Source organism: uncultured Mesonia sp. (genome assembly GCA_947499595.1).
GTDB lineage: Bacteria > Bacteroidota > Bacteroidia > Flavobacteriales > Flavobacteriaceae > Mesonia > Mesonia sediminis.
The window spans coordinates 116,494-142,475 of the sequence record CANMOY010000006.1; the positions used below are offsets into that span (position 1 = coordinate 116,494).

Annotated in this window: 16 protein-coding genes and 1 tRNA gene; 12 read left to right on the forward strand and 5 right to left on the reverse strand. The window is 37.6% G+C overall.

Features of this window, described 5'->3' with window-relative positions; translation table 11 throughout:
• Positions 1–22: 22 nt before the first annotated feature.
• The gene (polA, locus tag ACH2AZ_RS08770) at positions 23–2,860 is read right to left on the reverse strand and encodes a DNA polymerase I (protein WP_394907537.1); all 2,838 of its coding nucleotides are present in this window, start codon (positions 2,858–2,860) and stop codon (positions 23–25) included.
• Between the two features lie 186 nt (positions 2,861–3,046).
• On the opposite strand from polA, the gene ACH2AZ_RS08775 reads away from it, so the two are divergent.
• Both ACH2AZ_RS08775 and ACH2AZ_RS08780 read left to right on the forward strand, forming a co-directional pair.
• Positions 3,047–4,270 (forward strand): metallophosphoesterase, encoded by a 1,224-nt coding sequence (locus ACH2AZ_RS08775; RefSeq protein WP_394907538.1) that lies wholly within the window; start codon positions 3,047–3,049, stop codon positions 4,268–4,270.
• A 65-nt stretch (positions 4,271–4,335) separates the two neighbouring features.
• On the forward strand, positions 4,336–5,835 hold the full coding sequence (locus ACH2AZ_RS08780; protein ID WP_394907539.1) for a hypothetical protein: 1,500 nt from the start codon (positions 4,336–4,338) through the stop codon (positions 5,833–5,835).
• Positions 5,836–5,973: 138 nt separating this feature from the next.
• Here the strand turns inward: ACH2AZ_RS08780 and ACH2AZ_RS08785 are convergent, their stop codons facing one another.
• Both ACH2AZ_RS08785 and ACH2AZ_RS08790 read right to left on the reverse strand, forming a co-directional pair.
• Positions 5,974–6,600, reverse strand: a complete 627-nt coding sequence (locus ACH2AZ_RS08785) for a polysaccharide deacetylase family protein (RefSeq protein WP_394907540.1) — start codon at positions 6,598–6,600, stop codon at positions 5,974–5,976.
• A 6-nt stretch (positions 6,601–6,606) separates the two neighbouring features.
• Positions 6,607–9,924 (reverse strand): DUF2723 domain-containing protein, encoded by a 3,318-nt coding sequence (locus ACH2AZ_RS08790; RefSeq protein ID WP_394907541.1) that lies wholly within the window; start codon positions 9,922–9,924, stop codon positions 6,607–6,609.
• 181 nt (positions 9,925–10,105) lie between these two features.
• On the opposite strand from ACH2AZ_RS08790, the gene ACH2AZ_RS08795 reads away from it, so the two are divergent.
• Both ACH2AZ_RS08795 and ACH2AZ_RS08800 read left to right on the forward strand, forming a co-directional pair.
• Positions 10,106–10,178, forward strand: a tRNA-Gln gene (locus ACH2AZ_RS08795).
• A 697-nt stretch (positions 10,179–10,875) separates the two neighbouring features.
• Complete coding sequence (locus ACH2AZ_RS08800) at positions 10,876–12,372, forward strand: hypothetical protein (RefSeq protein WP_394907542.1); 1,497 nt, start codon at positions 10,876–10,878, stop codon at positions 12,370–12,372.
• On the opposite strand, the gene ACH2AZ_RS08805 is transcribed toward ACH2AZ_RS08800, so the two are convergent.
• Positions 12,369–13,211 carry a universal stress protein gene (locus ACH2AZ_RS08805; RefSeq protein WP_394907543.1) on the reverse strand — a complete coding sequence of 281 codons (843 nt, stop codon included), beginning with the start codon at positions 13,209–13,211 and terminating at the stop codon, positions 12,369–12,371. The two genes, ACH2AZ_RS08800 and ACH2AZ_RS08805, sit on opposite strands and share 4 nt — an antisense overlap.
• A gap of 169 nt (positions 13,212–13,380) precedes the next feature.
• Between ACH2AZ_RS08805 and rimP the strand changes: the two genes are divergently transcribed.
• Genes rimP through infB form a run of 3 tightly spaced genes read left to right on the forward strand, consistent with a single transcriptional unit; the run spans position 13,381 to position 17,834 of the window.
• The gene (gene rimP / locus ACH2AZ_RS08810; RefSeq protein ID WP_394907544.1) at positions 13,381–13,842 is read left to right on the forward strand and encodes a ribosome assembly cofactor RimP; all 462 of its coding nucleotides are present in this window, start codon (positions 13,381–13,383) and stop codon (positions 13,840–13,842) included.
• A 12-nt stretch (positions 13,843–13,854) separates the two neighbouring features.
• On the forward strand, positions 13,855–15,084 hold the full coding sequence (nusA, locus tag ACH2AZ_RS08815) for a transcription termination factor NusA (RefSeq protein WP_394907545.1): 1,230 nt from the start codon (positions 13,855–13,857) through the stop codon (positions 15,082–15,084).
• A gap of 59 nt (positions 15,085–15,143) precedes the next feature.
• Positions 15,144–17,834 (forward strand): translation initiation factor IF-2, encoded by a 2,691-nt coding sequence (gene infB, locus ACH2AZ_RS08820; protein ID WP_394907546.1) that lies wholly within the window; start codon positions 15,144–15,146, stop codon positions 17,832–17,834.
• A 72-nt stretch (positions 17,835–17,906) separates the two neighbouring features.
• On the opposite strand, the gene ACH2AZ_RS08825 is transcribed toward infB, so the two are convergent.
• Positions 17,907–18,299, reverse strand: a complete 393-nt coding sequence (locus tag ACH2AZ_RS08825) for an SPOR domain-containing protein (protein ID WP_394907547.1) — start codon at positions 18,297–18,299, stop codon at positions 17,907–17,909.
• A 219-nt stretch (positions 18,300–18,518) separates the two neighbouring features.
• Between ACH2AZ_RS08825 and ACH2AZ_RS08830 the strand changes: the two genes are divergently transcribed.
• Genes ACH2AZ_RS08830 through ACH2AZ_RS08850 form a run of 5 tightly spaced genes read left to right on the forward strand, consistent with a single transcriptional unit; the run spans position 18,519 to position 25,962 of the window.
• The gene (locus ACH2AZ_RS08830; RefSeq protein WP_394907548.1) at positions 18,519–19,862 is read left to right on the forward strand and encodes a cytochrome c3 family protein; all 1,344 of its coding nucleotides are present in this window, start codon (positions 18,519–18,521) and stop codon (positions 19,860–19,862) included.
• A 30-nt stretch (positions 19,863–19,892) separates the two neighbouring features.
• On the forward strand, positions 19,893–22,973 hold the full coding sequence (locus tag ACH2AZ_RS08835; protein WP_394907549.1) for a TAT-variant-translocated molybdopterin oxidoreductase: 3,081 nt from the start codon (positions 19,893–19,895) through the stop codon (positions 22,971–22,973).
• 29 nt (positions 22,974–23,002) lie between these two features.
• The gene (gene nrfD / locus ACH2AZ_RS08840; protein WP_394907550.1) at positions 23,003–24,739 is read left to right on the forward strand and encodes an NrfD/PsrC family molybdoenzyme membrane anchor subunit; all 1,737 of its coding nucleotides are present in this window, start codon (positions 23,003–23,005) and stop codon (positions 24,737–24,739) included.
• A gap of 6 nt (positions 24,740–24,745) precedes the next feature.
• Positions 24,746–25,270: a DUF3341 domain-containing protein gene (locus ACH2AZ_RS08845; protein ID WP_394907551.1), complete on the forward strand. Its 525-nt coding sequence runs from the start codon at positions 24,746–24,748 to the stop codon at positions 25,268–25,270.
• A gap of 5 nt (positions 25,271–25,275) precedes the next feature.
• Positions 25,276–25,962 carry a c-type cytochrome gene (locus ACH2AZ_RS08850; protein ID WP_394907552.1) on the forward strand — a complete coding sequence of 229 codons (687 nt, stop codon included), beginning with the start codon at positions 25,276–25,278 and terminating at the stop codon, positions 25,960–25,962.
• Positions 25,963–25,982 lie beyond the last annotated feature (20 nt).

A 25,982-nucleotide genomic window follows, 5' to 3' on the forward strand; every position in this document is an offset into this window, starting at 1 on the left:
TAACTTGGTTTTTGAAAATATATTAATGCGCTTCAAGCCAGTTATTGCCTACACCAACCTCTACATCAAGTGGGACACTTAATTTAAAAGCGTTTTCCATTTCATATTGTACCATTTGCTTTAATTCTTTCAACTCGGACTTAGGTACATCAAAAATCAATTCATCATGAACTTGAAGCAGCATTTTAGATTTTAAATTCTTAGCTTCTAACTGGTTTTGAATATTGATCATGGCAACTTTAATGATGTCTGCTGCGCTACCTTGAATGGGTGCATTTACAGCATTGCGCTCTGCTGCACTGCGCACGACATTGTTTTTTGCATTGATGTCTTTAAGATATCGGCGCCTACCTAATACGGTTTCTACATATCCGTTTTCTCGCGCAAACTCAATTTGTTTATCAATATAATCTCGTAATTTGGGGTAAGTTTTGTAATAGGTTTTAATCAAATCGCCAGCTTCACTCCGGCTCATATCGGTTTGATTGCTTAAACCGAAAGCCGATACGCCGTAAATTATCCCAAAGTTTACGGTTTTAGCGTTGCTTCTTTGCTCGCGAGTTACATCGGCTAAGGGTACATCAAAAACTTTTGCAGCAGTAGAGGCGTGTATGTCTTCACCGTTTTTAAAGGCTTCGATCATGGTATCTTCTTGGCTCAGCGCAGCAATGATGCGCAACTCAATTTGGGAGTAATCGGCGGCTACCAAAACGTGATTTTCATCTCTTGGGATAAAGGCTTTTCGAACCTCACGACCGCGCTCGGTGCGAATAGGAATATTTTGCAAATTAGGATTGTTACTGCTCAATCGGCCCGTGGCTGCTACAGTTTGCATGTATTCGGTATGAATTCTACCGGTTTTTTCTTGTATTTGTTGTGGTAAAGCATCCACGTAAGTGCTCTTTAGTTTCATTAATCCGCGCCAAGCGAGAACATCAGCGATAATTTGATGCTCGCTAGCCAGATAAGATAAAACATCTTCTGCCGTAGAATATTGACCGGTTTTGGTCTTTTTGGGTTTTTCTACCAACTTTAATTTACCAAATAAAATTTCGCCCAATTGCTTGGGAGAGCCAATATTAAAAGATTCCCCTGCTTCTTGATATATTGTTTTTTCTAGAGCCAGAATATCTTTTTCTAAGGCTTGGGAGAGTTGCTCTAGAAAATCTTGATTCACTCGAATGCCTTCTAATTCCATTCTTGCCAATACCTTTACCAAGGGTAACTCGATCTCTTCATAAAGTTTTTTGGTCTGGGTGGCTTCTAATTCTTGACCAAAATACTCTTTGAGTTGAAAGGTGATGTCTGCATCTTCTGCAGCATATTCTTTTTGTTGCTCTAGCGGAACCTCGCGCATAGAAATCTTCTTTCTTCCTTTACCTATGAGTTCTTCAATGGGTTGCGGACTGTATTTAAGGTAGGTTTCTGCTAGAACATCCATATTATGACGCATGTCTGGATTGATAACATAATGCGCTAACATGGTATCAAAAATAGGACCTTTAAGCTCCATGCCGTATTGAGCCAATACCTTAATGTCGTATTTCAGATTCTGTCCTACTTTTATAATGCTTTCGTGGGTAAAAAATACTTCTAATTGGTCAAGTAAAGCTTTGGCTTCTTGGCGATCTTCGGGAAAGGGAAGATAATAGCCTTTGTTTTTGTTCCAGCTAAAGGCTATGCCTACCAATTCGGCTTCAAAAGTGTTGAGTGAAGTGGTTTCTGTATCAAAACAAACCGCAGGTTGCTTTAGCATTTGCTTGATAAAAAGTTCTAAAGGTTTGCCGGTTTCTATAAGTTGATAATAATGCGCTGTGTTTTCTAGATTGCGATAACCCGTGAAATCTGAAGTGTCTAAATCTTCTTGATTTACCGCATTACCAAATAGCGAAAATTGACCGCTACCAGCAGTAGGTTTTTCTTGGCTTGTTTTATTGGCTTCTGGAGTGGTTAGACCGCCATTGTTGGTGCTTTGCTCGTTATACATTTTAAGGAACTGCTCACTTAAACGCCTAAATTCTAACTCTTGAAATAAAGCCATTAGTTTTTCGGTGTCGGGTGGTGAGAGTTCAAAATCTTGCTCATCAAATTCTACGTCGCAATCGGTAAATATGGTGGCTAGTTTTTTAGAAAGTTTACCTAATTCTTCATTGGCTTGGACTTTCTCTTTCATTTTGCCTTTAAGCTGGTCAATATTTTCATATAGGCCTTCCATGCTACCAAATTGCTTAATAAACTTTTTAGCCGTTTTATCGCCTACGCCAGGTAAACCTGGAATATTGTCTGATGCATCTCCCATCATCCCCAAGTAGTCGATAACCTGCTCGGGCTTTTCAACGCCGAAACGTTTTTGAACCTCCTCAACACCCCAAATTTCAATCGCATTTCCCATACGTGCTGGGCGGTACATAAAAATGTTTTCACTTACCAATTGACCAAAATCTTTATCTGGGGTAACCATAAAAACTTGGTAATCTTTTTTTTCGGCCTGTTTGGCTAAGGTTCCTATAATATCATCGGCTTCAAGTCCTTCTAATTCTATTACCGGAATATGCAATGCCTTTAAAATATCTTGAATAATGGGAATAGATTGCCTGATGACATCTGGCGTTTCATCTCTATTGGCTTTATATTCTTCAAACATTTCGGTACGGGCCTTACTTCCTCCCTTATCAAAACAAACTGCAAGATGATCTGGTTTTTCACGCTTAATCACATCGAAAAGCGAATTTACAAATCCCATGATAGCCGATGTGTCTTGGCCCTTTGAGTTTATTCTAGGGTTTTTTATCAAGGCGTAATATCCTCTAAAAATTAGCGCATAAGCATCTAATAAAAACAGTCTTTTTTGCTGGGCCATAATTTCTGGTATTTAGAAGCGTAAAGCTACACGATTTTTTATCGAAAATAAAATTAAGAAGCTGTAATATGACGCGCTTGTGTGCGTACTATTAGATGTGTTATTCTTGTACAGAAGTTAATTATCTCCAAATTAAACCTTAAAAAGAGCAATATAAGTTAGTTTTGTAATCTCAAAATACAAAAAATGCGCTGGATAATTTTTATACTTTTTTATGCTGCAATTAATTTTTATAGTTACCAAGCTATTAAAACCTTAAGCAAGATTTTTTGGGTACAGGCTTTATTTATAGGCTTAAGTCTTATTTTTTTGGGCTACTTTTTATTTTATTGGTTACAACCGGCAACAGGAAGCGTTTTTACTGGAAAACGTAGTGTTGCTTTTGGTCTGCTCTTGAGTTTTATGGCTGCCGAAATGGTTTTGATTGCTATTTTAATGGGGGAAGATATCATTCGTACCTTAATTTTTTTAAAAAATAAAATAGTTCATCCAGAAGTCGCTCATTTGCCTGGCCGAAGAAAGTTTGTAAGTACGCTGGCTTTAGGATTGGCAGCTATTCCTTTTGGTTCTCTGCTTTACGGAATGTTTAAAGGAAAGTATAATTATAAGGTACTCACCTATGAGATTAACTTTCCCGATTTACCAGAGGCATTTGATGGTTACCAAATTACCCAAATAAGCGATGTGCATAGCGGTAGTTTTGATAATCTAAAGAAGGTGAAATATGCAATAGATTTAATTAACCAACAAAAAAGTGATGCTATCTTTTTTACGGGTGATTTGGTGAACAATACCGCCGATGAAATGGAAGCTTGCCAAGAGTTATTTGGTGAACTTAAGGCTAAAGATGGTGTTTTTTCTGTATTAGGGAACCATGATTATGGCGATTATGTGCGTTGGGACTCACCTCAAGAGAAAAAAGAGAACTTAAATCGCTTAAAATCTATTCAAAAACAAATGGGATGGAAGCTATTATTAAACGAGCATACGTACATCCGTAAAGGAGATGCTAAATTGGCTGTTGTGGGTGTAGAGAATTGGGGAAAAGGCGGTTTTGTGAAGCATGGCGATTTAGATCGCGCTGCAGCGGAATTAAGCAAAGAAGAATTTAAAATACTTTTGAGCCACGATCCGAGTTACTGGCAAGAGAAAATAAAAGCACACGAAAAAGAATTTCAACTTACCTTAAGTGGTCATACACATGGCATGCAATTTGGTATTGAAATACCCGGTTGGTTCAAATGGAGTCCGGTTAAATACCGATACGAAAATTGGGCTGGACTCTACAAAGAATTTAATCGTTATCTCTACGTAAATCGAGGGTTTGGCTACCTGGCTTACCCCGGTCGGGTAGGAATGTGGCCCGAAATTACCGTACTTAAATTGAAAAAAGCTTCTGCAAATGTTTAAATTTTAACGTTTAAAGCACAAAAATTATAGATTAAGTGTTTATATTCGATTTTAAAATAGATAAAATGAAATCGATAACCTTATATCTTTTATTGTTAATTACTTTAAGTGGTTTTGCTCAAGTAGGTATAAACACCGACAATCCTCATAGTAGTTCTATTCTTGATGTGCAAAGTGAGGCTGCGGGTGTTTTATTACCTAGGGTAGCCCAAGCGTCTCGCGATACCCTAACCACTGGTATTGCAAATTCTTTGCTGCTATTTGATACCGATAATAACCAATTTTATTACAACGCTGGCGATGAGACCACCAGTAACTGGTTGGCCTTATTGAGCAGTGAAAACAAACGCGATAATCACGTGTTGGTTAAAAGTGAAAGCGATTTACCCGCAGCAAGCGGTGGTGTGATTACGCTAGACAGTCAAACGCTCTATGAAATAAACGGAACCGTTACCTTAAGCGCCAGTATAGATTTAAATGGAGCTTACTTAGTTGGGCGAGATACCGATGAGGATGTTTTAAACTATTCTGGTAGCAGTAGTCTGTTCGTTGGTGATGCCTCAGGAAGTTTAAGGAGTGTGACCTTGATTAACGCTGGAACGGGAAACCTGTTTAATCTAACGGCCGCTTCGTCAAGTGAACGTCTGATAGGACAGAGTGTTGTGGTAAATGGTTTTAACTCGGTTGGAAGTGTATCTGGTTATGGTCTAGTTTTTTTTAATGTTTTTCAGTTTATCGGAAATGCAGATGGAATTACTTATACCGACATAAACAGCTTACTTCTTAATAACATAGGATGGCAAATTAATAACAACGGAACTTATGAAACTTTTACAGGAACGTTTAATTTTATTCAAAAATCAAGCGGTTTTTCTTACGTCGGTGCTAGTTCAACGGGAATTGATGTAAGTAGCAATCCAACCTTAGATAAGGGGGTGATTAAGGATGTTGTTTTTAATGGTTTAGGAGATTTTGTAAAGCCCTACTCGGGATCTAACACTTATGCTGGTTACAATTTCGATATAAACTGGGATGTTGATTGCGTAGGAATACCTCGCGAATCAGACAATAATGCTTCGGGGAACATCTACATTACAAGGAATTCTACCACTAGTAATCCTTCATTTAATGTCAGTAGTGCGGTACCGATAGATGCACAGATTAGTGCTGGGCAGCTTTTTCGCTTTTCAAACTCTACTTCCAATGTTACCGGTACCAATAATGTGTTGGTTTATGAAGGGAAGGAACCTAGAACCTTTACAGTAACGGGTAATTTATCGTATCAGTCTGCATCTACTAATTCTAATGGAGATGCTACCATTCACGCCTTCTATATTAATCGTTTTAACAGTACTGGATCCTTTATAGAAATACCATCTGGGACAGAAATTTACTCTGAAGTGGGTGACCATCCTGATACAAGGGTTCGAACTGTACCGCTGGGAGGAAAGGTAACCTTAAATCCTGGTGACTACATACAAATCTATGCGCAATATATAAGTACTAATGGAACAACTGCTCGAAATAACATTCGAATTTATTCGGTTAGCTTAACGCTAGAATAAAATCTTACAGCTACTAGAAAACACGAGACCAGTTTCTTTTAAGATCTTGGTATAAAAATAGCCGTGAAAATCATTGAGTATTTTTGAGTACTTACTTTTAAACACCTTTAAATTAAAACAACTTTCTCCTTTTCGGATTTAAGGAAGTGATTTAAAACAATATCCTGCTTGGGAGAAATATTCTAAGGTGTTAGGGAGTAATTTTTTAAGGTTTTTTTCGGCTTTTAAGCTGTCGTGAAATACTAAAATGCTACCCGGGCGTGTATTTTCTTTGATGTAATCCAAACGCTTGTCTAAGCAAATATTTGGTTTGTAATCTAATGTAAGGATATCCCACATAACAATTTGATGGTTTTGTGCAATACGTTTTGCCTGTTTTGCCCTAAGCTTTCCATAGGGTGGTCTAAAAAGCAGTTTTTGATCTGATGACGACTTAATATAATTCTCGCACTTTTCGGTGTTTTCTATATAGATCTCATTATTGGTTTTCCATCCGTTTAAATGGTTGTAGGTGTGGTTGCCCACGCGATGGCCTTGGGATATAATTTTTTTGAATACCTCGGGGTGCTTTTTTATATTTTCTCCTATGCAAAAAAAGCTTGCTTTAGCCTCGTAATTTGTCAATTGCTCTAAGACCCATGGTGTTACCTCAGGAATTGGCCCATCATCAAAACTAAGATAAATTGATTTTTCCTCGCGTGGCATATGCCATAGACGTTTGGGAAAAATCAATTTACCAAGTTGAGCAGCTGCATCAATAATCATTTCAAACTACAATGGTAAGCTGTCAGGATTAACCAATAAATTATCATCTGGTAGATTAGGTTGGACATCATCTTCTTCCAGGTTACTCGACTCTTCTAAAGATTCGTTTTCTAGCATAGATTCATCATCTCCATAAAAATGATTAAACAAAGTCAGGTGTTTGTTGAATGCTTTAACCTTCTCTTCGAATATTTCTTCGTCTTGGTTGATAACTAATAAATCGATAAGACTTCGGTAACGCTGAATGTTACTTACAATCTCATCTCCTAGCATATACTGGCGTTCTAAATCAAGCTGACTATAGTATGCCAAATACTCTTGGTATTTTTCTGCGGTTCTATTCCATAAATCTCTAGCCAGTTGTTTTTCTCCTACCTTATAATAACCGTCAATAAAGGGTTCAACTAATGAGTAATACCCAAATTTATCAAGCGGCATTTTTTCCATGGCTAAATTGATAATTTCAAGCGCTTTATCCTCTTCTCCTGCAGCTAACAAAGACTCTGTTAAGCGTGCTAGATTACTGCGGTAAGTGATTGCATTTTTACGCGTTTCTGGGTCGTGGTATATTTTATCGCTACCACTGTTGCCCCATTCCCAATTGCTCACAATTGAGTACATTTTTTCGTGATCTATTCTCCCCATCGAAAACGGATCTTTAGGATCTACTGGGGTTCTAATAGGAACAAGCTTATAGCAAACCCCGTCTAATTGCAGATAGTCTTTCATCCATAAATAATCATCGTCGCCAAAGCTACCTCCAGTGAAATACACCGGCCGCTTCCATTGCGTATTAGCCACTACATCGAGCATAAGCAACCTATTTTTATAGAGAATCTGACTATTAATTTCTATATCAATATAAGGCACAATCTTATCTGCATCTTCGGGTTTAACCAAGCCGATGTTAAGGGCATTTTCTTTGTTAACGGGTAAGCGTAGCGTCTTGGCGGGAAAAGTATTTATTACTTGGCCATTGGCTAGCTCAGCTTGGGTACTAGGATGGTCACTTTTAATATACTTTAGCCAGTCGCCAATCATTAAGGTGTCTGAAAGTCTTGGGTCTTGGGAGTAACGAATATACTCATTGGTCCCGTAGCGGTAATTTTTATTTTCAAGGGTAGTGCGAATGGGTTCGCTTTCATAAGCCTTAACCCGCATTTGATCAATATACCAGTCGGTTGCAAATAGACTGGTGTTAATCACCCTTACATCGGTTCGGTAATTTTCGATCTCTTGCACATACCATAAAGCAAAAGTATCGTTGTCACCAATAGTGAATAAAATGGCGTTTTCATCTACAGAGTCGAGGTATTTTTTAGCCATGGCCTGAGCAGTATATCGGTCTGAACGATCATGGTCGTCATAATTTTGCGAAATTAAAACACCGGGAACTGCCAATAGACATACCAAGCCAATACTGCTGGCAGCTATTTTGCTTGGAATATAATTTCGTAGCTTATGATAAATGGCGTAAACCCCCATTCCAATCCACATCGCGAATACATAAAAAGAACCTACTAGGGCGTAATCTCTTTCTCGAGGTTCGAAGGGGCGCTCGTTGAGGTATATTTTTAGGGCAATTCCTGTAAACAAGAAGAAAACCAATAAGACCCAAAAGCCTTTCACTTCTCTTTGTGCGTGAAAAAGCAATCCGATAAGGCCTAAAATCAAAGGAAGGAAAAAATAGGTATTTCGACCTTTATTATTCTCAACATCGCTTGGTAAATTAGCTTGAGTGCCTAAACGCATTTCGTCTATAAAATCGATTCCGCTAAGCCAATTGCCATGTAAATCGTTTAATCGACCTTGGATATCATCCTGCTTTCCAACAAAGTTCCACATAAAGTAACGCCAATACATATACCCTATTTGAAACTCGATTAAATACCTGAAGTTTGAAACGTCTGAAGGTTTTTGAACTACGAGGTAAGGACTAAATTGCTTTAAAAAACTGATGTAGTCTTCGTTGTTTAAACGGCCTAACGCATACTCTTTTTTAAATTGGTTTACCGTTTGAATTAATTGTTCTTCTTGTTGGTATTCTGGACTTATGGTAAATTCAATGGGACCCGTATACTCCATATAATTGGCCATATGTTCTGTGCTCCACATACGAGGTAAAAAGGTTTTATGCTCTTTACTAGAATTTTGTTTAGCGTTTTTCCAGTTGTTTACAATTTCATATTTTCCTGTCGTCTCGTTCTCTTCATATTTGGGTTTATCATCTATATAAGGATTATCGGCATCTAAGCTACCAAAAATATCAGTAAACTGGGGTCCGTAAAACAACTTAGTTTCAGGATATTGCTCTCGGTTATAATAAGCGAGTAGTTCACGAGCATTGTCGGGTCTATTTTCATTGATTACTGTTCCTGCGTTGGCACGGATAGGGAGCATGATCCAAGATGAGAATCCTATGAAAATGAATAAAATACAAAGTAAAATCGTGTTGAGGTGTATAAAATTTTGCTTTCGCGTATAATTCAATCCAAAATAAAAGAAAGCCACCAAAGCTAGCGCTGCAATTATAGTTCCTGAGTTAAAAGGTAATCCTAGACTATTGACAAAAAACACCTCGGCTTCACCAAAGAATGCTAGCGAGTAAGGTAAAAGTAATTTGAATATAAACATTAGAATACCTACCACTACTAGATTGGCAATGATAAAGTTCTTTACGGTGATATTTTTTACGTTTTTAAAATAGTATAAAAAGCCAATAGCGGGAATGGTAAGTAAGCCCATAAAATGAACACCAAAACTAAGCCCTATAATAAAAGCGATCAAAATCAACCAACGATTACCTCTGGGTTTAAACATATCTCGCTCCCATAAGAGGCCTACGTAAAATAGAATTGCCATTAGGCAACTAGCCATCGCATATACTTCAGCCTCCACGGCACTAAACCAAAAACTATCGGTAAAGGCAAAGGCTAAAGAACCTACTAATCCGCTGGCTAGAACCGCTATTTTTTCACCCGATTTTAAATGTTCTGCCGGTCCGCTGATTTTTTGAACCAATAGCGTTATAGACCAAAACATAAATAAAATAGCAAAAGCACTAGAGAAAGCCGATAGCATATTTACAGTAAAGGCTACCGTTTCGGCATCGGGAGCAAAGGTAGAGAAAAAAGCGCCCATCATTTGAAAAAGCGGCGCTCCTGGCGGATGTCCAACTTGTAATTTGGCCGAGGTGGCAATATATTCGCCTGCATCCCAAAAACTTGCAGTGGGTTCTAGGGTTAAAGTGTATACGGTGAGCGCTATAAAAAAGCTAATCCAACCTAAGGCTTTGTTCCAAAAAGTAAAATTAAATTCTTTCATTGAGTTGTATATTGTAAGCTTGGCTTTGCAACTAAAAATTTATCGATTTATTTTATCTGCATTCAAAAATAATACTGGCGAAGGTACTAAATATTGTTTGAAGAAAATTTTTTTAAAAAAAATTAAATTTTGTTTTGGACAATTGAATGTTTCCTTTATATTTGCAACCGCAATCAAGCATTGGCCTATGGTGTAACTGGCAACACGTCTGGTTTTGGTCCAGAAGAGTCTAGGTTCGAGCCCTAGTAGGCCAACAAAAATCCCAATTCATTTAGAGTTGGGATTTTTTCTTTTTATGGTGTTATAACGGATCAAGACCATTTTCTGGGGTCATCAACAATGGATCAAGACCATTTTCTGGGTTTTTGAGTTTTTAAGCAAATAATTTTAGGAGTCGGAATAGGAAAAATTCGGGTTTTCTTGCTCAACTTAACTGTGCTCTAAATGCTTTTATTTTGGCATTGAAGTTATATGAAGATTTGCTGATATTTAATTTGGGTATAATATTTTAAAGGAGAGTTTTAAATTAGAAATTAAATTTTTTATTTATCGCTCAATCTTTAAGTTTGGAGTTCTGCTTTTTTTGACTTCTAACACTAATGCAATTCAGCCTTATTTTCAATTTCGCATCGGATTGGCTCTTGGTTATCTTCAAACTCATCATCAAAAATATATTTATTTGCCTTTAGAATAAGCAGGCAAATGAGAAAAACGCTTGAAAGAAAGAAGGTGAATTTTGTAAATAAATTATTAGTTGCGTACAAAGTATAGTAAGCAAAACCAGAATGGCTGCCTAAAATAAAGATAATAAAAACTATACGTAGCAACATTTTTTTTCTTTAAAGATAGGGCTTCAAGCCGTGTTATATTTTTAAAATATTCCCAATTAATCTTAATTTAACGTATAGGATAAATGTGATTTAATATCTTAGAAAGTAAAATTATAGGAGAGTGGCTAGTAAAACTTTAAAATATATAATTCTCGGAATTTTACTTGTTGGAGTAGGTTATTATGGAACGCAATGGTATATCGAATTTCGGCTAAAGCAACATTTAAGTGAGGGGCTTTTAGGTGGAGAGCTGGTGTTTAGTAAACTTGATATAAATCTCTGGCAAAGAGCTGGACGATTAGAAAAAGTATCTTGGCATAGAACAAAAGGGGAGTCTATTTTTGAGGTAGATCAAATTGAAGTAAAAGGAGTGCAGCTCTTACAACTTGTGTTTAAAGACCAATTGGCTATTAGTGAGATTGAAATTGAACAGCCTAAAATTATATGGGTGAGTAATAAATCAATACCAGAAAAAAAGACGGAAAAGGAGATGAAAATAAACGCCATTACGGTGGAAAAAGTGCATTTGCGAAAAGGTAATTTCAAGTGGATGGAGCAAGATCGGCTGAAAGCGGAGGTAGAGCAAATTAATTTATCTGTTCATAATGTAGTGCTTAACCATAAAACAGTGAAGAAAGCTATACCTGTTGAATATGATAGCTATCGTTTTGAACTTCTTGATTTGTTCTTGAATGTAAATAACCTACAAGACTTGAAATTGAAAGAACTTGTTTTAGACGACTCGCTATTGGAGGCAAATGATTTGATTTATACACCTAAATATTCGAAGCGAGAATATGTAAATCACATACCTTACGAAAAAGATTTGATAAATCTTAAAATTGATCGCGTCGCTTGTGAAGAATTAAAATACTCCATTGATCAAATATTTTCTTTATATATACCAAGTGTAGACATTCATGAAGGGGATTTGCAAATTTATAGAGACAAAACAATTAAAGATGATGTGAGGCAAAAAAAGCTTTACAGTCAGATGTTACGCGAGTTACCTTTTAGCTTGAAAATAGATACGGTAGCTATTCATGACACATTTTTAAAATACCAAGAGAAGTTAGGAGAAAATGAAGTGGGTGAGGTGTCATTTGAAAATGTAAATGCCGCTATTGGTCATTTGATAGGAGGTCAAGCCCGATACAACTCCAAAAAAGAAACTACGCTTGACCTTAAGGCAGACTTTACGGGAATTTCAAAGCTAGATTTTGAGTATTCATTCCGAGTTGCTGATTCTACCGATGCTTTTCAATTTAAAGGAAGCGCCTGGGAGGTGGAGGATCACCAAGTAAATAAATTTTTTATTCCGGCTTTGGGTGTACAGGCTAACGGAAGCATTGATGCTTTGTACTATAATTTTAGCGGTGACCAAAATAAAGCCTCAGGCGAAATGATTATGGTTTATGATGAACTTAAATTTGAAGTGTTAAAGGAGAATGGGCAGAAAAAAAAGATAATGAGCTGGTTAGCTAATATTGTGGTAGATTCCAAAAATAAAACCCGTAAGCCTGTTGAGGTTACGGGTGTGAAAAGAGATAAAACAAAATCTTTTTGGAACTACTATTGGCGTTGTTTACAAAAAGGCCTTAAAAAGGAGTTGCTTTAATCTTGTTCTTTAATTTTAAAAGTAATTACAGGTATTTTAGCGTGATTTACAAGATCTTCACTAATGCTTCCGTTTAGGAAGTGTGCAATCCCTTTTCTACCATGAGTACTCACGCCTATAAGAGAGGCTTTTTTAAATGCAGCAAATTTTAAGATTCCTTTCTCAATAGATTCCGCTCCATATAAATCAAAAGAATAATTATCAAAATCTACATCTTTAAAGAAAACAGCTTTTTTCTTATTGATGTATTCGTCGGTTTTAAATTTATTTGCGGTATTGATGTAAACCACGTGCATTTCAAGATCCATTTTCTTAGCGAAATTTACTGCTTCTAGGAAGGAATCTCTATTTTTTGGCATAAGATCGGTGGCATAAACCATAGATTTAACCTTGCTCACTTCCAATTCGTTCTTCACAACCAAGACAGGGATGTCTGAGTTTCTTACTACTTTTTCTGTGTTGGAGCCAATGAAAATTTCTTTAAAACCGCTTGCCCCATGTGAACCCATCACTACTAAATCGACATCATTCTCGTTTGAGAAAGTCATAATCCCTTCAAAAGCCTCATTAAATTGTACGGTTTCATAAACTGTTAATCCGTCAAGGTAATCACTACTTAAAACATCAGAAAAGCGTTTACGCGCTAATTTCATAAAATAAATCGCCTCGGGTAAACTATTTGGGTTGCCGTCTAATGTGGGGTCGATCAATTGAGCTGGAAGCTCGAGCATATGTAGTAAATATATCTCGGCATCATAGTTTTTGGCTAGTTGGGCCGCCACTTTTAAGGCGTTTTCAGCTTGGTCAGAAAAATCTGTTGGGACAAGAATTTTTTTCATTTGTGTTATTTTAGTTGTCTGTTTTTGCTAATAAAAATTAAAAGTACAAATAATTTCGTTGGTTTCTAATTTATTATGTGAGAAAATATTATTACATTTGCATTGTAAACAAAAAAAGATAGGAGGGGACACTTTAAGTCCCCTCTTTTTATAACTAGAAAAGCGTTTTATGAAGCAAGAAATAGTAGCGGGATTATTAGAAGAAGCCCTTGCTGAAAACCCTTCGCTTTTTTTGATCGATTTAAGTATACAAGCAGGCAATCAAATTCAAGTAGTGATTGACGGTGATCAAGGAGTAAGTGTGAATGATTGCATTGCTGTAAGTCGAAAAATAGAACATAACTTAGATCGCGAGGAGGAGGATTTTTCTTTAGAGGTAACCTCTGCTGGAGTGACAGCGCCTTTACAATTACCAAGACAATTCAAGAAGAATTTGGGTAGAAAGTTAAAAGTTACTTTAGCCGAGCGTGTTTTAGAGGGTAATCTAGATCAAGTAGAGGAGGATAAAATACTGCTGAGTTGGAAGGCTAGAGAGCCAAAACCTGTAGGAAAAGGCAAGCATACGGTAAATAAAGAGGTATGGCTGCCACTAGAAGAGATAAAAGAAGCAAAAGTGATGATAACATTTTAACCTAAATTAGATATGGAGAATATCGATTTAATCAACTCATTTTCAGAGTTTAAAGATAATAAATTAATAGATCGTGTAACTTTAATGGCGATTCTGGAAGACGTTTTTAGGAATGCCTTGAAAAAGCGATTTGGACAAGATGATAATTTTGATATTATTATTAATCCAGATAAAGGCGATTTAGAAATTTGGAGAAACCGTATTGTGGTGGCCGATGGAGAGGTTGAAGATGACAATCAAGAGATTTCTTTGACAGAAGCTAGAAAAATTGAGCCAGATTTTGAGGTGGGTGAAGATGTTTCAGAAGAGGTGAAATTGATTGATTTAGGTAGGCGAGCGATTTTAGCGCTTAGACAAAACCTAATATCCAAGATTCACGAACATGATAACACAAACATATACAAGCAGTTTAAAGATCTTGAGGGAGAGATTTATACCGCCGAAGTACATCATATTAGGCATCGTGCGGCAATCTTGTTAGATGATGAGGGCAATGAATTGGTGATGCCAAAAGACAGACAAATCCCATCAGATTTCTTTAGAAAAGGTGATAATGTGAGAGGTGTTATTGAAAGCGTAGAGCTTAAAGGTAATAAGCCTACCATTATCATGTCTAGGACAGCACCTGAATTTTTAGAGAAGTTGTTTGAACAGGAAATCCCAGAGGTTTTTGACGGGTTGATTACCATTAAAAAAGTGGTGCGCGTACCTGGAGAAAAAGCTAAAGTAGCTGTAGATAGTTATGATGACAGGATAGACCCAGTGGGAGCTTGTGTTGGTATGAAAGGTTCTAGAATACACGGTATAGTTCGAGAGTTAGGTAATGAAAATATTGATGTGATTAATTACACCAATAACATTCAATTATTGATTACACGAGCCTTAAGTCCGGCTAAAGTGATGTCGATAAAAATGGATGAAGAAAATAAACGTGCGCAAGTTACTTTAAAACCCGAGGAGGTTTCTAAGGCCATTGGTAGAGGAGGACACAATATTAGACTTGCCGGACAACTAACCGGATATGAGATTGATGTTTACCGAGATGGCGAAGAAGAAGATGTAGAGTTACGTGAGTTTTCAGATGAAATCGAATCTTGGATCATTGATGAATTGTCAAGAATCGGTTTAGATACAGCAAAAAGTGTTCTTGAAAAAGATGTGGATGATTTGGTTAAAATTACCGATCTTGAAGAGGAGACAATAGTAGAAGTTATAAGAATTTTAAAAGAAGAATTTGAGTAAGATTTTTTTAAAATTTTAATACATAAATAAGAATAAAGAGGTTAATTTAGAGGCAATTTATGGCTGAAGCGAAAAATATGCGATTAAACAAAGTATTACGTGAATTTAATATATCACTAGACCGGGCTGTGGAGTTCTTGGAGTCTAAGGGTTATGAGATTGATGCACGTCCTACAACAAAAATTTCGGAGGAAGTTTACCAAGTGCTTTTTGAAAAATTTCAAACTGATAAAAGTAAAAAAGTGGCTTCTAAAGAAGTGAGTAAAGAAAAGCAAAAGGAAAAAGAAGAACTCCGTTTGGCTAGAGAGCGCGAACAACAAGAGAAATTGCGTAAACTGGAGGAGAAGAAAGAACGCGAAAGAAAACGCCAGGAGGAAGAAGAGCGTATTGTTAGAGCTAAAGCTAGCCTAGATGGTCCAAAGCAAGTGGGTAAAATTGACTTAAATAAATCGGCTGATAAAAAAGAAGCTGATAGTAAAAAAGAGTCTAAGGAAACTGTTAAGCCAGAGGAGAAAAAAGAAACTTCGGCAACAAAAAAACAGTCTAAAGAGGCAGGGCAATCTAAGGCCAAAAAGGAGCGTGAAACAGATGAGCCTAGACCAGAAGAGCGAATTCAAACAAATTACAAGAAATTAGATGGTCCTAATTTTACGGGTGAAAAAATCGACTTAAGTCAATTTAAGAAAAAACCGGCTAAAAAGAAGGAGGACGATAAAAATACTGCTAACTCAAAGAAGAAACGCAAGCGTATCGCTAAAGATCCTTCTAAAGGAGCTGCAGGTAAGAAAAAAGGAAACTTCAAAAAAGGCAATAAGGCTAGAAGGCCAGTGGTGAAAGAAGAGCCTACCGAAGAAGAAGTACAAAAGCAAATCCGCGAAACCCTAGAAAAGCTTCAGGGTAAATCTAATAAGGGTAGAGGAGCTAAATATCGTAAAGATAAAAGAGATCAGCACCGTCAAAAGACAGAACAAGAACAAGAGCAGCAAGAGCTAGAAAGCAAAACGCTAAAGGTAACTGAATTTGTTACTGTATCTGAAGTGGCGACGATGATGGATGTTCCGGTTACTAAAGTGATTTCGGCATGTATGTCGCTAGGAATGATGGTGACAATGAATCAGCGTTTAGACGCTGAGACACTAAGTATTGTGGCAGAAGAGTTTGGTTATGAAGTAGAATTTGTTACTGCCGACTTGGAGGAGGCTATTGAAATAGAGGAAGATAAACCTGAAGACTTAGAAAATAGATCGCCTATCGTAACTGTAATGGGGCACGTTGACCACGGAAAAACTTCGTTGTTAGATTATATCCGTAAAGAAAATGTAATCGCAGGTGAAAGTGGGGGTATAACCCAGCATATAGGAGCATACGGTGTAGAATTAGATAATGGAAAGCGTATTGCTTTCTTAGATACACCAGGTCACGAAGCGTTTACTGCAATGCGGGCACGTGGAGCGCAAGTTACTGATATTGCTATTGTTGTTATTGCAGCCGATGATGACGTAATGCCGCAAACTAAGGAAGCTATTTCGCACGCACAAGCGGCGGGAGTGCCTATTATATTTGCGATAAACAAAGTAGATTTACCTACGGCTAACGTAGAAAAAATTAAAGAAAAATTGGCCAGTATGAACTTATTGGTGGAAGATTGGGGAGGTAAAATACAATCTCAGGATATATCTGCCAAAAAAGGAACTGGGGTTAAAGAATTGCTCGAAAAAGTATTGCTAGAGGCCGAGTTACTTGAGCTGCAAGCAAACCCGAATAAGCTCGCTACTGGTACTGTTGTTGAGGCTTACCTAGATAAAGGTAGAGGTTATGTTTCTACCGTGCTTGTTCAAGGAGGTACACTTAAGATAGGTGACTACGTATTGGCAGGTACTACAAGTGGTAAAATCAAGGCGATGCACGATGAGCGTGGAAACAAAATTAAAGAGGCGGGGCCTTCTACTCCAGTTTCGATACTTGGTCTTGATGGTGCTCCGCAGGCGGGTGATAAATTTAGTGTTATGCGCGATGAAAGAGAGGCGAAAGATATTGCTAGTAAACGTACGCAATTGCAACGCGAGCAAGACGTGAGAACACAAAGACATATTACCCTTGATGAGATAGGAAGACGTATTGCATTAGGTGACTTTAAAGAGTTAAATATTATCCTTAAAGGGGATGTGGATGGTTCTGTAGAAGCCTTGACAGATAGTTTCCAGAAATTATCAACCGAAGAGATTCAAATTAACATACTTCACAAAGGCGTAGGTGCTATTACGGAAAGTGATGTGTTGTTAGCTTCAGCGTCTGACGCTATTATCGTTGGGTTTAATGTAAGACCTGCGGGTAATGCTAAACAGGTGGCTGAGAAAGAAGAGATTGATATCAGAACCTATTCTATTATCTATGATGCCATAAACGATCTTAAAGATGCAATGGAGGGAATGTTATCTCCAGAAATGAAAGAAGAGGTAACCGGTACAGCAGAAATTAGAGAAACCTTTAAAATTTCTAAAATTGGAACCATTGCAGGATGTATGGTTACCGATGGTAAAATTTACCGAAACAGTAAGGTGCGTTTGATTCGTGATGGTGTTGTAATTTATGACGGACTTTTAGCGTCTTTAAAACGATTTAAAGATGATGTAAAAGAAGTTTCAAAAGGTTATGACTGTGGATTGCAAATTAAGAACTACAACGACATCAAAGAAGGTGATATTGTAGAAGCATATCAAGAGGTTGCAGTGAAGAAGAAACTTAAATAGTTAACTGTTTAATTCTTAATAAAAAAAGGGATTGCAAACGCAATCCCTTTTTTTATTAAGCTTTTTTTTGATCTATGAGCGCGGTTTAAAAACGAATGCTTTCTTAAAAGTTTCTTTGAGATCTCTAAATGCTCTATCAGCTTCTATTCTATTTCTAAAATTACCAGCCCAAACCTTATAATTAGGGGCTTGGTATTCTATACTCGAAGTCATTTCAGGGAATTCTTTTTGAAGTTTAGCTCGAGTTTTTTCAGCTTCAATTAAAGTCGCATCAGCCGATAATTGTATAATATAGCGATCATTTATTTCTTTGGTTTCAACCATTTTATTTTTTAAAATCACTAACTCTTGTATCAGTGGATCTGCTTCAATTTTAAGTGTTCTCTCCTGCGCATTTATGCCTATTGCGGTCATCATAAAAACTCCAAAAAATAAGCATTTATACGTCCTTCCATTTTCGATCATAATTCTAGTTTTAGGCAAAAATATACTTTTCTAACTATTTTTAAAGAAATTTATTATTTAGAACTGGTATAAATTACGTATTAACACTTAGCTAACATTTTTAAAATGCGTGATAAGTGTTACTTTTGCTATTGTTTTTCGCAGTATTCAGGCTTGTTTAGAGGTAACTGCCTTATTGTGAAAGGTATATCAAGTTAAAGATGTTAATTCAACTGTAATATGAAAAAGGTGAAAATGCGCCATTCAAATTCAAGATTCCTTTTGCTCGCTCTAGCAGCATTATTTTTCTTTTCTAACCCCTCTTTTGCACAAGATGCTGCCGATAGTCCTTCGGTAGAAGAAAACACGACACCGGTCGATGAGGCTGGTCTAGAAGGTGATGTTAGTGCTGGTAAAGATTTGTTTAATAGTCTATGTGCAGCTTGTCATAAGCCTTATAAGCGAGCTATTGGTCCGGCTTTACACGGAGTAACTGAAAAACGAGGAAAAGAGTGGTTGTATTCTTGGATTAAGAATAGTTCGGCAATGATTGAAGCAGGAGACCCTCAAGCGGTTGCCATTTATGAAGAGTATAATAAGGTGGCGATGAATGCCTTTCCTCAATTATCAAATTCTGATATCGATAACATCTTGGCTTATGTAGAGCAGCCAAAACCCGAGCCTAAAGTGGCTGTTGCTACCGAAGGAGCTGCGGCGGCTGGTCAAGGGGGTGGTGCAGGAGTTTCTACTCAGGTTGTTTTAGGTATTTTGGCTTTTGTGTTATTATTGCTTTTGGTGGTTTTGTTTTTGGTGAACAAAACATTAACTCGTTTTGCAGAGGCAAATGGTGTGGTAATTGAAAAAGACGAAAAAACTTCTAAGCCTATTTGGAAGGCTTTTGTAGAGAACCAGTTTTTAGTGATTGTTACTACGGTAGTTCTTTTGCTAGTTGGTTCGTATTATGTATATGGTTTTTTTATGCAGGTAGGTGTAGATCAAGGTTACGCGCCTGTGCAGCCTATTCATTATTCTCATAAGATTCACGCGGGCGACAATGGTATTGATTGTAAGTATTGTCACTCTTCTGCTCGGGTGAGTAAGCAGTCTGGTATTCCTTCTTTGAATGTTTGTATGAACTGTCATAAGTCAATAGCAGAGGTTGCTCCTGAAACGGCAACAGAGGATTATTCAAAAGAATTTTATGATGGTGAAATAGCCAAGCTTTATGATGCTGTAGGATGGGATCCGTCTACGCAATCCTACACAGGAGAAGAGAAGCCTGTGAAATGGGTTCGTATTCATAATTTACCAGATTTGGCTTATTTTAACCACTCTCAGCACGTTACTGTGGCTGGTATCGAGTGTCAAAAATGTCACGGTCCTGTTGAGGAAATGGAGATTATGAGGCAGCACGCGCCTTTAACTATGGGGTGGTGTATAGAATGTCACAGAGATACCAAAGTGAATATGCAGGGTAATGAGTATTACGAGAAGATTCACGAAGAATTATCAAAAAAATATGGTGTTGAAACCTTGACGGCTGCTCAAATGGGGGCGCTGGAGTGTGGAAAATGTCATTACTAATTTATTAAGCAGTTAATATCTATTTTATATATGTCATCAAACAAGAAATACTGGAAAAGTGTTGAGGAGCTAAAAGATAATAGTTCTATTGTTGAGACGCTTCAGCAAAACGAATTTGTAGAGGAAATCCCTACAGATGAGTTCTTGGGTAATAAAGAGTCTTTGGAGAGTTCTAAAACCTCTCGAAGAGATTTTTTGAAATTTGTTGGATTTAGTACGGCAGCGGCATCCTTAGCAGCTTGTGAAGGGCCGGTTGTTAAATCTATTCCTTATGTAGTTCAGCCCGAAAGAATTGTTCCTGGAGTAGCGAATTATTACGCGACAACAATAGCTAACGGATTTGATTTCTCTAGTGTGTTGGTTAAAACTCGTGAGGGTAGACCAATAAAGATTGAGAATAATAGTTTAGATAAATTGAGTCCGGGGGCGAATGCCAGGGTTCATGCTTCGGTTCTTTCTTTGTATGATACTAATAGATTGCAGCGCCCAATGGTAGGTGGTGAGTCTGTTTCTTGGGAAACATTTGAATCTGATTTAAAGCAGCGTTTAGACGCTGTCGCTGGGAAGAAAATTGTTTTCTTGACACAGAGTTTTGCTAGTCCATCTACAGAGCGTTTGATGGAAGAGTTTAAACTTGCATACCCTAATGCAAGTCATGTAGTATATGATGATGTAGCAGAAGATGCTGTTTTGAGCGCTTTTGAGCAAAAATATGGTTACCGAGCCATGCCAAATTATGATTTTGCAAAAGCCGAAGTAATTGTATCTGTTGGTGCAGATTTCTTAGGTGATTGGCAAGGTGGTGGTTACGATTCAGGTTATGCTAAGGGTCGTATTCCGAAAGATGGCAAGATGTCAAGACACGTTCATTTTGAATCCAATATGTCTTTGACTGGCGCTAATGCTGATAAGCGTGTAATGGTTACCGCGGCAGAGCAAAAACAAGTTTTAGCGGCGCTTTACGGATATGTTTCGGGTAAATCAACTAGTGGATTGTCAGCGAAATTAGATGATGTTGTAGTAAAAGCTAAAGAGCAGTTGCGTAAAGCTGGTTCTGGAGCGGTTGTAGTATCTGGGCTTCAGGATGTTGATGCTCAATTGCTTGTGATGGCTATAAATGAAGCCTTAGGAAGTAAGGTGATGAGTACAGATGATCCGAAGCTTACTAAGCAAGGAAGTGTAGCTGAAGTAAAAGGTCTTATAGAGGATCTTAAAGCGGGTGCTGTTGGTGCGGTGATAATGGCAGGGGTTAATCCTGTATTTACTTTGCCTAATGGAGATGAATTTGCTTCTCTTTTGGCAAGTGTAGATGTTTCTGTAGCTTTCGCTGAGCGACTAGATGAAACTGCAAAACTTTGTGGATTTGTTGGGGCGGAACCTCATTATTTAGAAAGTTGGGGTGATGTACGTTTTACTAAAACTCAATTCGGTTTAACCCAACCAACCATACGTCCGTTATTTGCCACTAAGCAATTTCAAGACGTATTGTTGAGTTTATTAGGAAAAGAAGAAAATTATTATAAATATATAAAAGAGACTTGTAAAGGGATTTTAGGTGGTACCAATTGGGCTACTGCACTGCATGATGGTGTATTTACTTCTAGTGCAGGAGCTGACTTAAAAGCAAGTGAAGGCTTTGTGGCTAATGTAAGCATTTCTAATGCGGCCAATCGTCTAGCGAAGGCTGAAAAAACCAACGGTTTAGAGCTTCACTTGTATACAAAAACCGGAATGGGTAGTGGAAGACAGGCTAATAATCCTTGGTTACAAGAATTTCCAGATCCGTTAACGCGAGTATCTTGGGATAACTATTTAACCGTGTCAAAGGCAGATGCTGAAAACTTGGGGTTTGTAAATGAACATGTGGCTGATGGTGGTTTAAACGGTAGCTATGCAAACTTAAGCTTGGATGGCGTGGTTTTAGAAAATGTACCAGTAATTATTCAACCTGGTCAAGCAGTGGGAACCTTAGGTTTAGCACTTGGTTATGGTAGAAAAGAAGCTATACAGAGTGAAATGCAGGTGGGAATAAATGCTTTCCCATTATATAAAGATTTTAATTCCGTTCAAAATATTAGTGTTGAGAAAGCGAGTGGCATGCATGAATTTGCTTGTGTGCAATTGCATAAAACATTAATGGGGCGTAGTGGAGATATAATCAAGGAAACCACTTTAGAGATTTTTAATACTAAAGATAAAGAGCATTGGAACGCTATACCGCATGTTTCTTTAGATCATAAGCCGGTTTCTGTTAATTCTCCCGAAGTTGATTTGTGGCAAGAATTTGATAGAAGTGTAGGACACCATTTTAACCTTTCTATAGACTTAAATGCTTGTACCGGATGTGGTGCCTGTGTGATTGCTTGTCATAGCGAGAACAACGTTCCAGTTGTAGGTAAAGAAGAGGTTAGAAAAAGTAGAGATATGCACTGGTTGCGTATTGATAGATATTATTCTTCTGAAGAAACTTTTGTTGAAGACTTAGAAAAGAAAGACAATTTTGATGGTCTAGGAGATTCACTATCAGGATTTGGTGAGCTAGAAGAAGCTTCGGGTAATCCGCAAGTGGTTTTCCAGCCTGTTATGTGTCAGCATTGTAACCATGCGCCTTGTGAAACAGTTTGTCCTGTAGCGGCAACTTCACACGGTAGACAAGGTCAGAACCAAATGGCTTATAACAGATGTGTGGGTACGCGTTATTGCGCAAACAACTGTCCTTATAAGGTGCGTCGTTTTAACTGGTTTAGATATAACCAAAACGATTCATTTGACTATAATATGAACAATGATTTAGGGAGAATGGTGATTAACCCTGACGTGACGGTTCGTTCTAGAGGGGTTATGGAAAAATGTTCAATGTGTATTCAGATGACTCAGAAAACGATTCTTGACGCTAAACGTGAAGGTCGTGAGGTGAAGAAAGATGAGTTCCAAACAGCTTGTTCTCAAGCTTGTGGTACTGGTGCTATTCAGTTTGGAGACATTAATAACGAAGAGAGTGAAGTTTATAAGAATAAGCAAGATGATAGAATGTATCATTTGTTAGAGTACTTAGGTACCAAGCCGAATGTTTTCTATCAGACTAAAATTAGAAACACATCAGAAGTTTAATTAAGTAAAGAATTAATTTTAAAAATACTATGTCTCATTACGAAGCACCTATAAGAAAGCCGCTAGTTACCGGGAATAAGACCTATCACGATGTAACATTAGACGTTGTTGCGCCGGTTGAGGGAAGGGCTAACAAATCTTGGTGGATTGTTTTTTCTATTGCCTTAGTAGCCTTTATTTGGGGATTGGGTTGTATAACTTATACCGTCTCTACCGGAATTGGTACTTGGGGTCTAAATAAAACCGTAGGCTGGGCCTGGGATATTACCAACTTTGTATGGTGGGTAGGAATCGGGCACGCCGGAACCTTAATTTCAGCTGTTCTATTATTGTTTAGACAAAAATGGAGAATGGCTATTAACCGTTCTGCAGAGGCGATGACTATCTTCTCTGTAGTGCAAGCAGGATTATTCCCAATTATTCACATGGGTAGACCTTGGTTGGCTTATTGGGTTTTACCCATTCCTAACCAGTTCGGGTCTTTATGGGTTAATTTTAACTCTCCGTTACTGTGGGATGTATTTGCAATTTCAACATACCTTTCTGTATCGTTAGTTTTCTGGTGGACAGGTTTACTTCCAGATTTTGCTATGATTCGTGATCGTGCGGTTAAACCCTTTCAAAAGAGAATCTATTCTATACTTGCCTTTGGTTGGTCGGGTAGAGCCAAAGACTGGCAACGTTTTGAAGAGGTTTCTTTAGTGTTAGCTGGTCTTGCAACTCCATTAGTACTTTCTGTACACACTATTGTATCTTTTGACTTTGCTACCTCTGTTATTCCAGGGTGGCACACCACCATATTCCCCCCTTACTTCGTTGCAGGGGCAATTTTCTCAGGATTTGCAATGGTAAACACGCTTTTGATCATTATGAGAAAAGTTTCTGGATTAGAAGATTATATTACCGTACAGCATATTGAATTGATGAATATCGTAATTATGATTACCGGTTCAATAGTTGGGGTGGCCTATATTACCGAGCTAGTTATAGCATGGTACTCCGGAGTAGAATTTGAACAGTATGCCTTTTTGAATAGAGCAACTGGACCTTACTGGTGGGCTTACTGGGCCATGATGACTTGTAACGTATTTTCTCCCCAATTTATGTGGTTTCCTAAGTTACGAAGAAGTATCATGTTCTCATTCTTTATTTCGATTGTTGTAAATATTGGAATGTGGTTTGAACGATTTGTAATTATTGTTACTTCTTTACACAGAGATTACTTGCCTTCTTCTTGGACAATGTTCTCACCAACTTTTGTAGATATTGGAATTTTTGTAGGTACCATTGGATTCTTTTTTGTACTGTTTTTATTGTATGCGAGAACTTTCCCAGTAATCGCACAAGCGGAGGTAAAAACAATTTTGAAGTCATCTGGAGATCGTTATAAGAATATGCGTGCAGCACATGGTGATGAAGTGAAGTTGTACGAATTGCCGAAAGAGCAAAAGGTTAATGTGGTTATAGATTCGCCTGAGACAAAATCAGCAACAGCTCAAAATAAAGAGCTTTTGGTACAACAGCTTTTAGATAGAATCGGAAGATTTGATTCGGCTAGCCAACAACAGGATGATTTGACAAAGATTGATGGGATAGGGACAAATGTTGCGCATCAACTACATCAAATAGGGGTTTTTACCTATGATCAAATCAGTAAAATGACAAATGAGGATTATGCACTTTTAGATCAATTACTTGTCGATTATGATGGGCAAGCAGATAGAAAAGATTGGTCTGGACAGGCAACTAACTTAAAAAATAACTAATTGAAGATGGCATCAACAAAGATTCATGCAATTTACACAGATGATGATATCTTAATGCAAGCGGTTAAAGATACCCGTGCTAAGCATTATCATATCGAAGAGGTTTTTACGCCTTTCCCTGTTCACGGACTAGATAAAGCGATGGGTTTACCACACACGCGCTTGGCAGTTACTTCTTTTCTTTATGGATTAGTAGGGTTGTCGGTCGCCATCTTGATGATGAATTTTATTATGATCGAAGACTGGCCACAAAATATAGGAGGTAAACCAAGTTTCTCATTCCTAGAGAACCTTCCTGCCTTCATTCCAATTATGTTTGAGCTTACAGTATTTTTTGCGGCTCACTTAATGGTAATTACTTTTTACTTAAGAAGTAGGTTATGGCCTTTTAAAAAAGCTGAGAATCCGGATGTTAGAACGACCGATGATTTGTTTTTAATGGAGGTTTTAGTCGAGAATAATAACATAGAAGAAATGGCTCAATTCTTTAAGAATACTGGGGCATTAGAAGTAAATTTAATAAACAAATAAACCTTATGAGAAGTTTATTTAAACTAGCGAGTATTTGTGGTCTATCTTTAATAGCAGCATCTTGTGCTGGTGAGAAAGACAGAAATTATCAATACTTCCCAGATATGTATGAACCTGTAGGGTATGAAGCTTACGGCGAATATGATATTTTTGTGAATGGACAAGAAGCTAAATTACCAGCAGAAGGTTCGGTTCCAAGAGGTTGGATGCCTTATGAATATGAAAATAACTTAGATGGTTTTGATGCTGCAAAGGCCGAGCTTAAAAATCCGCTTCCTTATACAGAAGAAAATGTAAATGAGGGAGCAGCTTTGTATACCATATATTGTGCAATCTGTCACGGCGATAAAGGCGATGGCAAAGGTACTTTGGTAAACCGAGAGAAAATTTTAGGGGTGCCTTCTTACGATGATATGGGAAGAGCTATAACCGAGGGTTCTACTTATCACGTTGTGTATTATGGTTTAAATAGTATGGGATCGTATGCCGCTCAAACCGATGAGAAAGAACGCTGGCAAATCGTACATTACGTGATGGATCTTAAGAATGAGCTTGAAGGGAAACCTAAAAGAGATTTTATGACTCCAGACGAAATTGCCCATTGGGAAAAAGCTGGAATTGCTGGAGATAACGCCAATAATAAAGCACAGGAATCGGCAGATCAAAACCTATCAAAAGAAGAAAATAATTAAGAATAACCGCATTACTATCT

Excerpts from the sequence above, each read along its gene's own strand:
- polA (WP_394907537.1), bottom strand. The coding sequence starts at position 2,860 with ATGGCCCAGCAAAAAAGACTGTTTTTATTAGATGCTTATGCGCTAATT.
- ACH2AZ_RS08775 (WP_394907538.1), top strand. The coding sequence starts at position 3,047 with ATGCGCTGGATAATTTTTATACTTTTTTATGCTGCAATTAATTTTTAT.
- ACH2AZ_RS08780 (WP_394907539.1), top strand. The coding sequence starts at position 4,336 with ATGAAATCGATAACCTTATATCTTTTATTGTTAATTACTTTAAGTGGT.
- ACH2AZ_RS08785 (WP_394907540.1), bottom strand. The coding sequence starts at position 6,600 with ATGATTATTGATGCAGCTGCTCAACTTGGTAAATTGATTTTTCCCAAA.
- ACH2AZ_RS08790 (WP_394907541.1), bottom strand. The coding sequence starts at position 9,924 with ATGAAAGAATTTAATTTTACTTTTTGGAACAAAGCCTTAGGTTGGATT.
- ACH2AZ_RS08805 (WP_394907543.1), bottom strand. The coding sequence starts at position 13,211 with ATGAAAAAAATTCTTGTCCCAACAGATTTTTCTGACCAAGCTGAAAAC.
- rimP (WP_394907544.1), top strand. The coding sequence starts at position 13,381 with ATGAAGCAAGAAATAGTAGCGGGATTATTAGAAGAAGCCCTTGCTGAA.
- nusA (WP_394907545.1), top strand. The coding sequence starts at position 13,855 with ATGGAGAATATCGATTTAATCAACTCATTTTCAGAGTTTAAAGATAAT.
- infB (WP_394907546.1), top strand. The coding sequence starts at position 15,144 with ATGGCTGAAGCGAAAAATATGCGATTAAACAAAGTATTACGTGAATTT.
- ACH2AZ_RS08825 (WP_394907547.1), bottom strand. The coding sequence starts at position 18,299 with ATGATCGAAAATGGAAGGACGTATAAATGCTTATTTTTTGGAGTTTTT.
- ACH2AZ_RS08830 (WP_394907548.1), top strand. The coding sequence starts at position 18,519 with ATGAAAAAGGTGAAAATGCGCCATTCAAATTCAAGATTCCTTTTGCTC.
- ACH2AZ_RS08835 (WP_394907549.1), top strand. The coding sequence starts at position 19,893 with ATGTCATCAAACAAGAAATACTGGAAAAGTGTTGAGGAGCTAAAAGAT.
- nrfD (WP_394907550.1), top strand. The coding sequence starts at position 23,003 with ATGTCTCATTACGAAGCACCTATAAGAAAGCCGCTAGTTACCGGGAAT.
- ACH2AZ_RS08845 (WP_394907551.1), top strand. The coding sequence starts at position 24,746 with ATGGCATCAACAAAGATTCATGCAATTTACACAGATGATGATATCTTA.
- ACH2AZ_RS08850 (WP_394907552.1), top strand. The coding sequence starts at position 25,276 with ATGAGAAGTTTATTTAAACTAGCGAGTATTTGTGGTCTATCTTTAATA.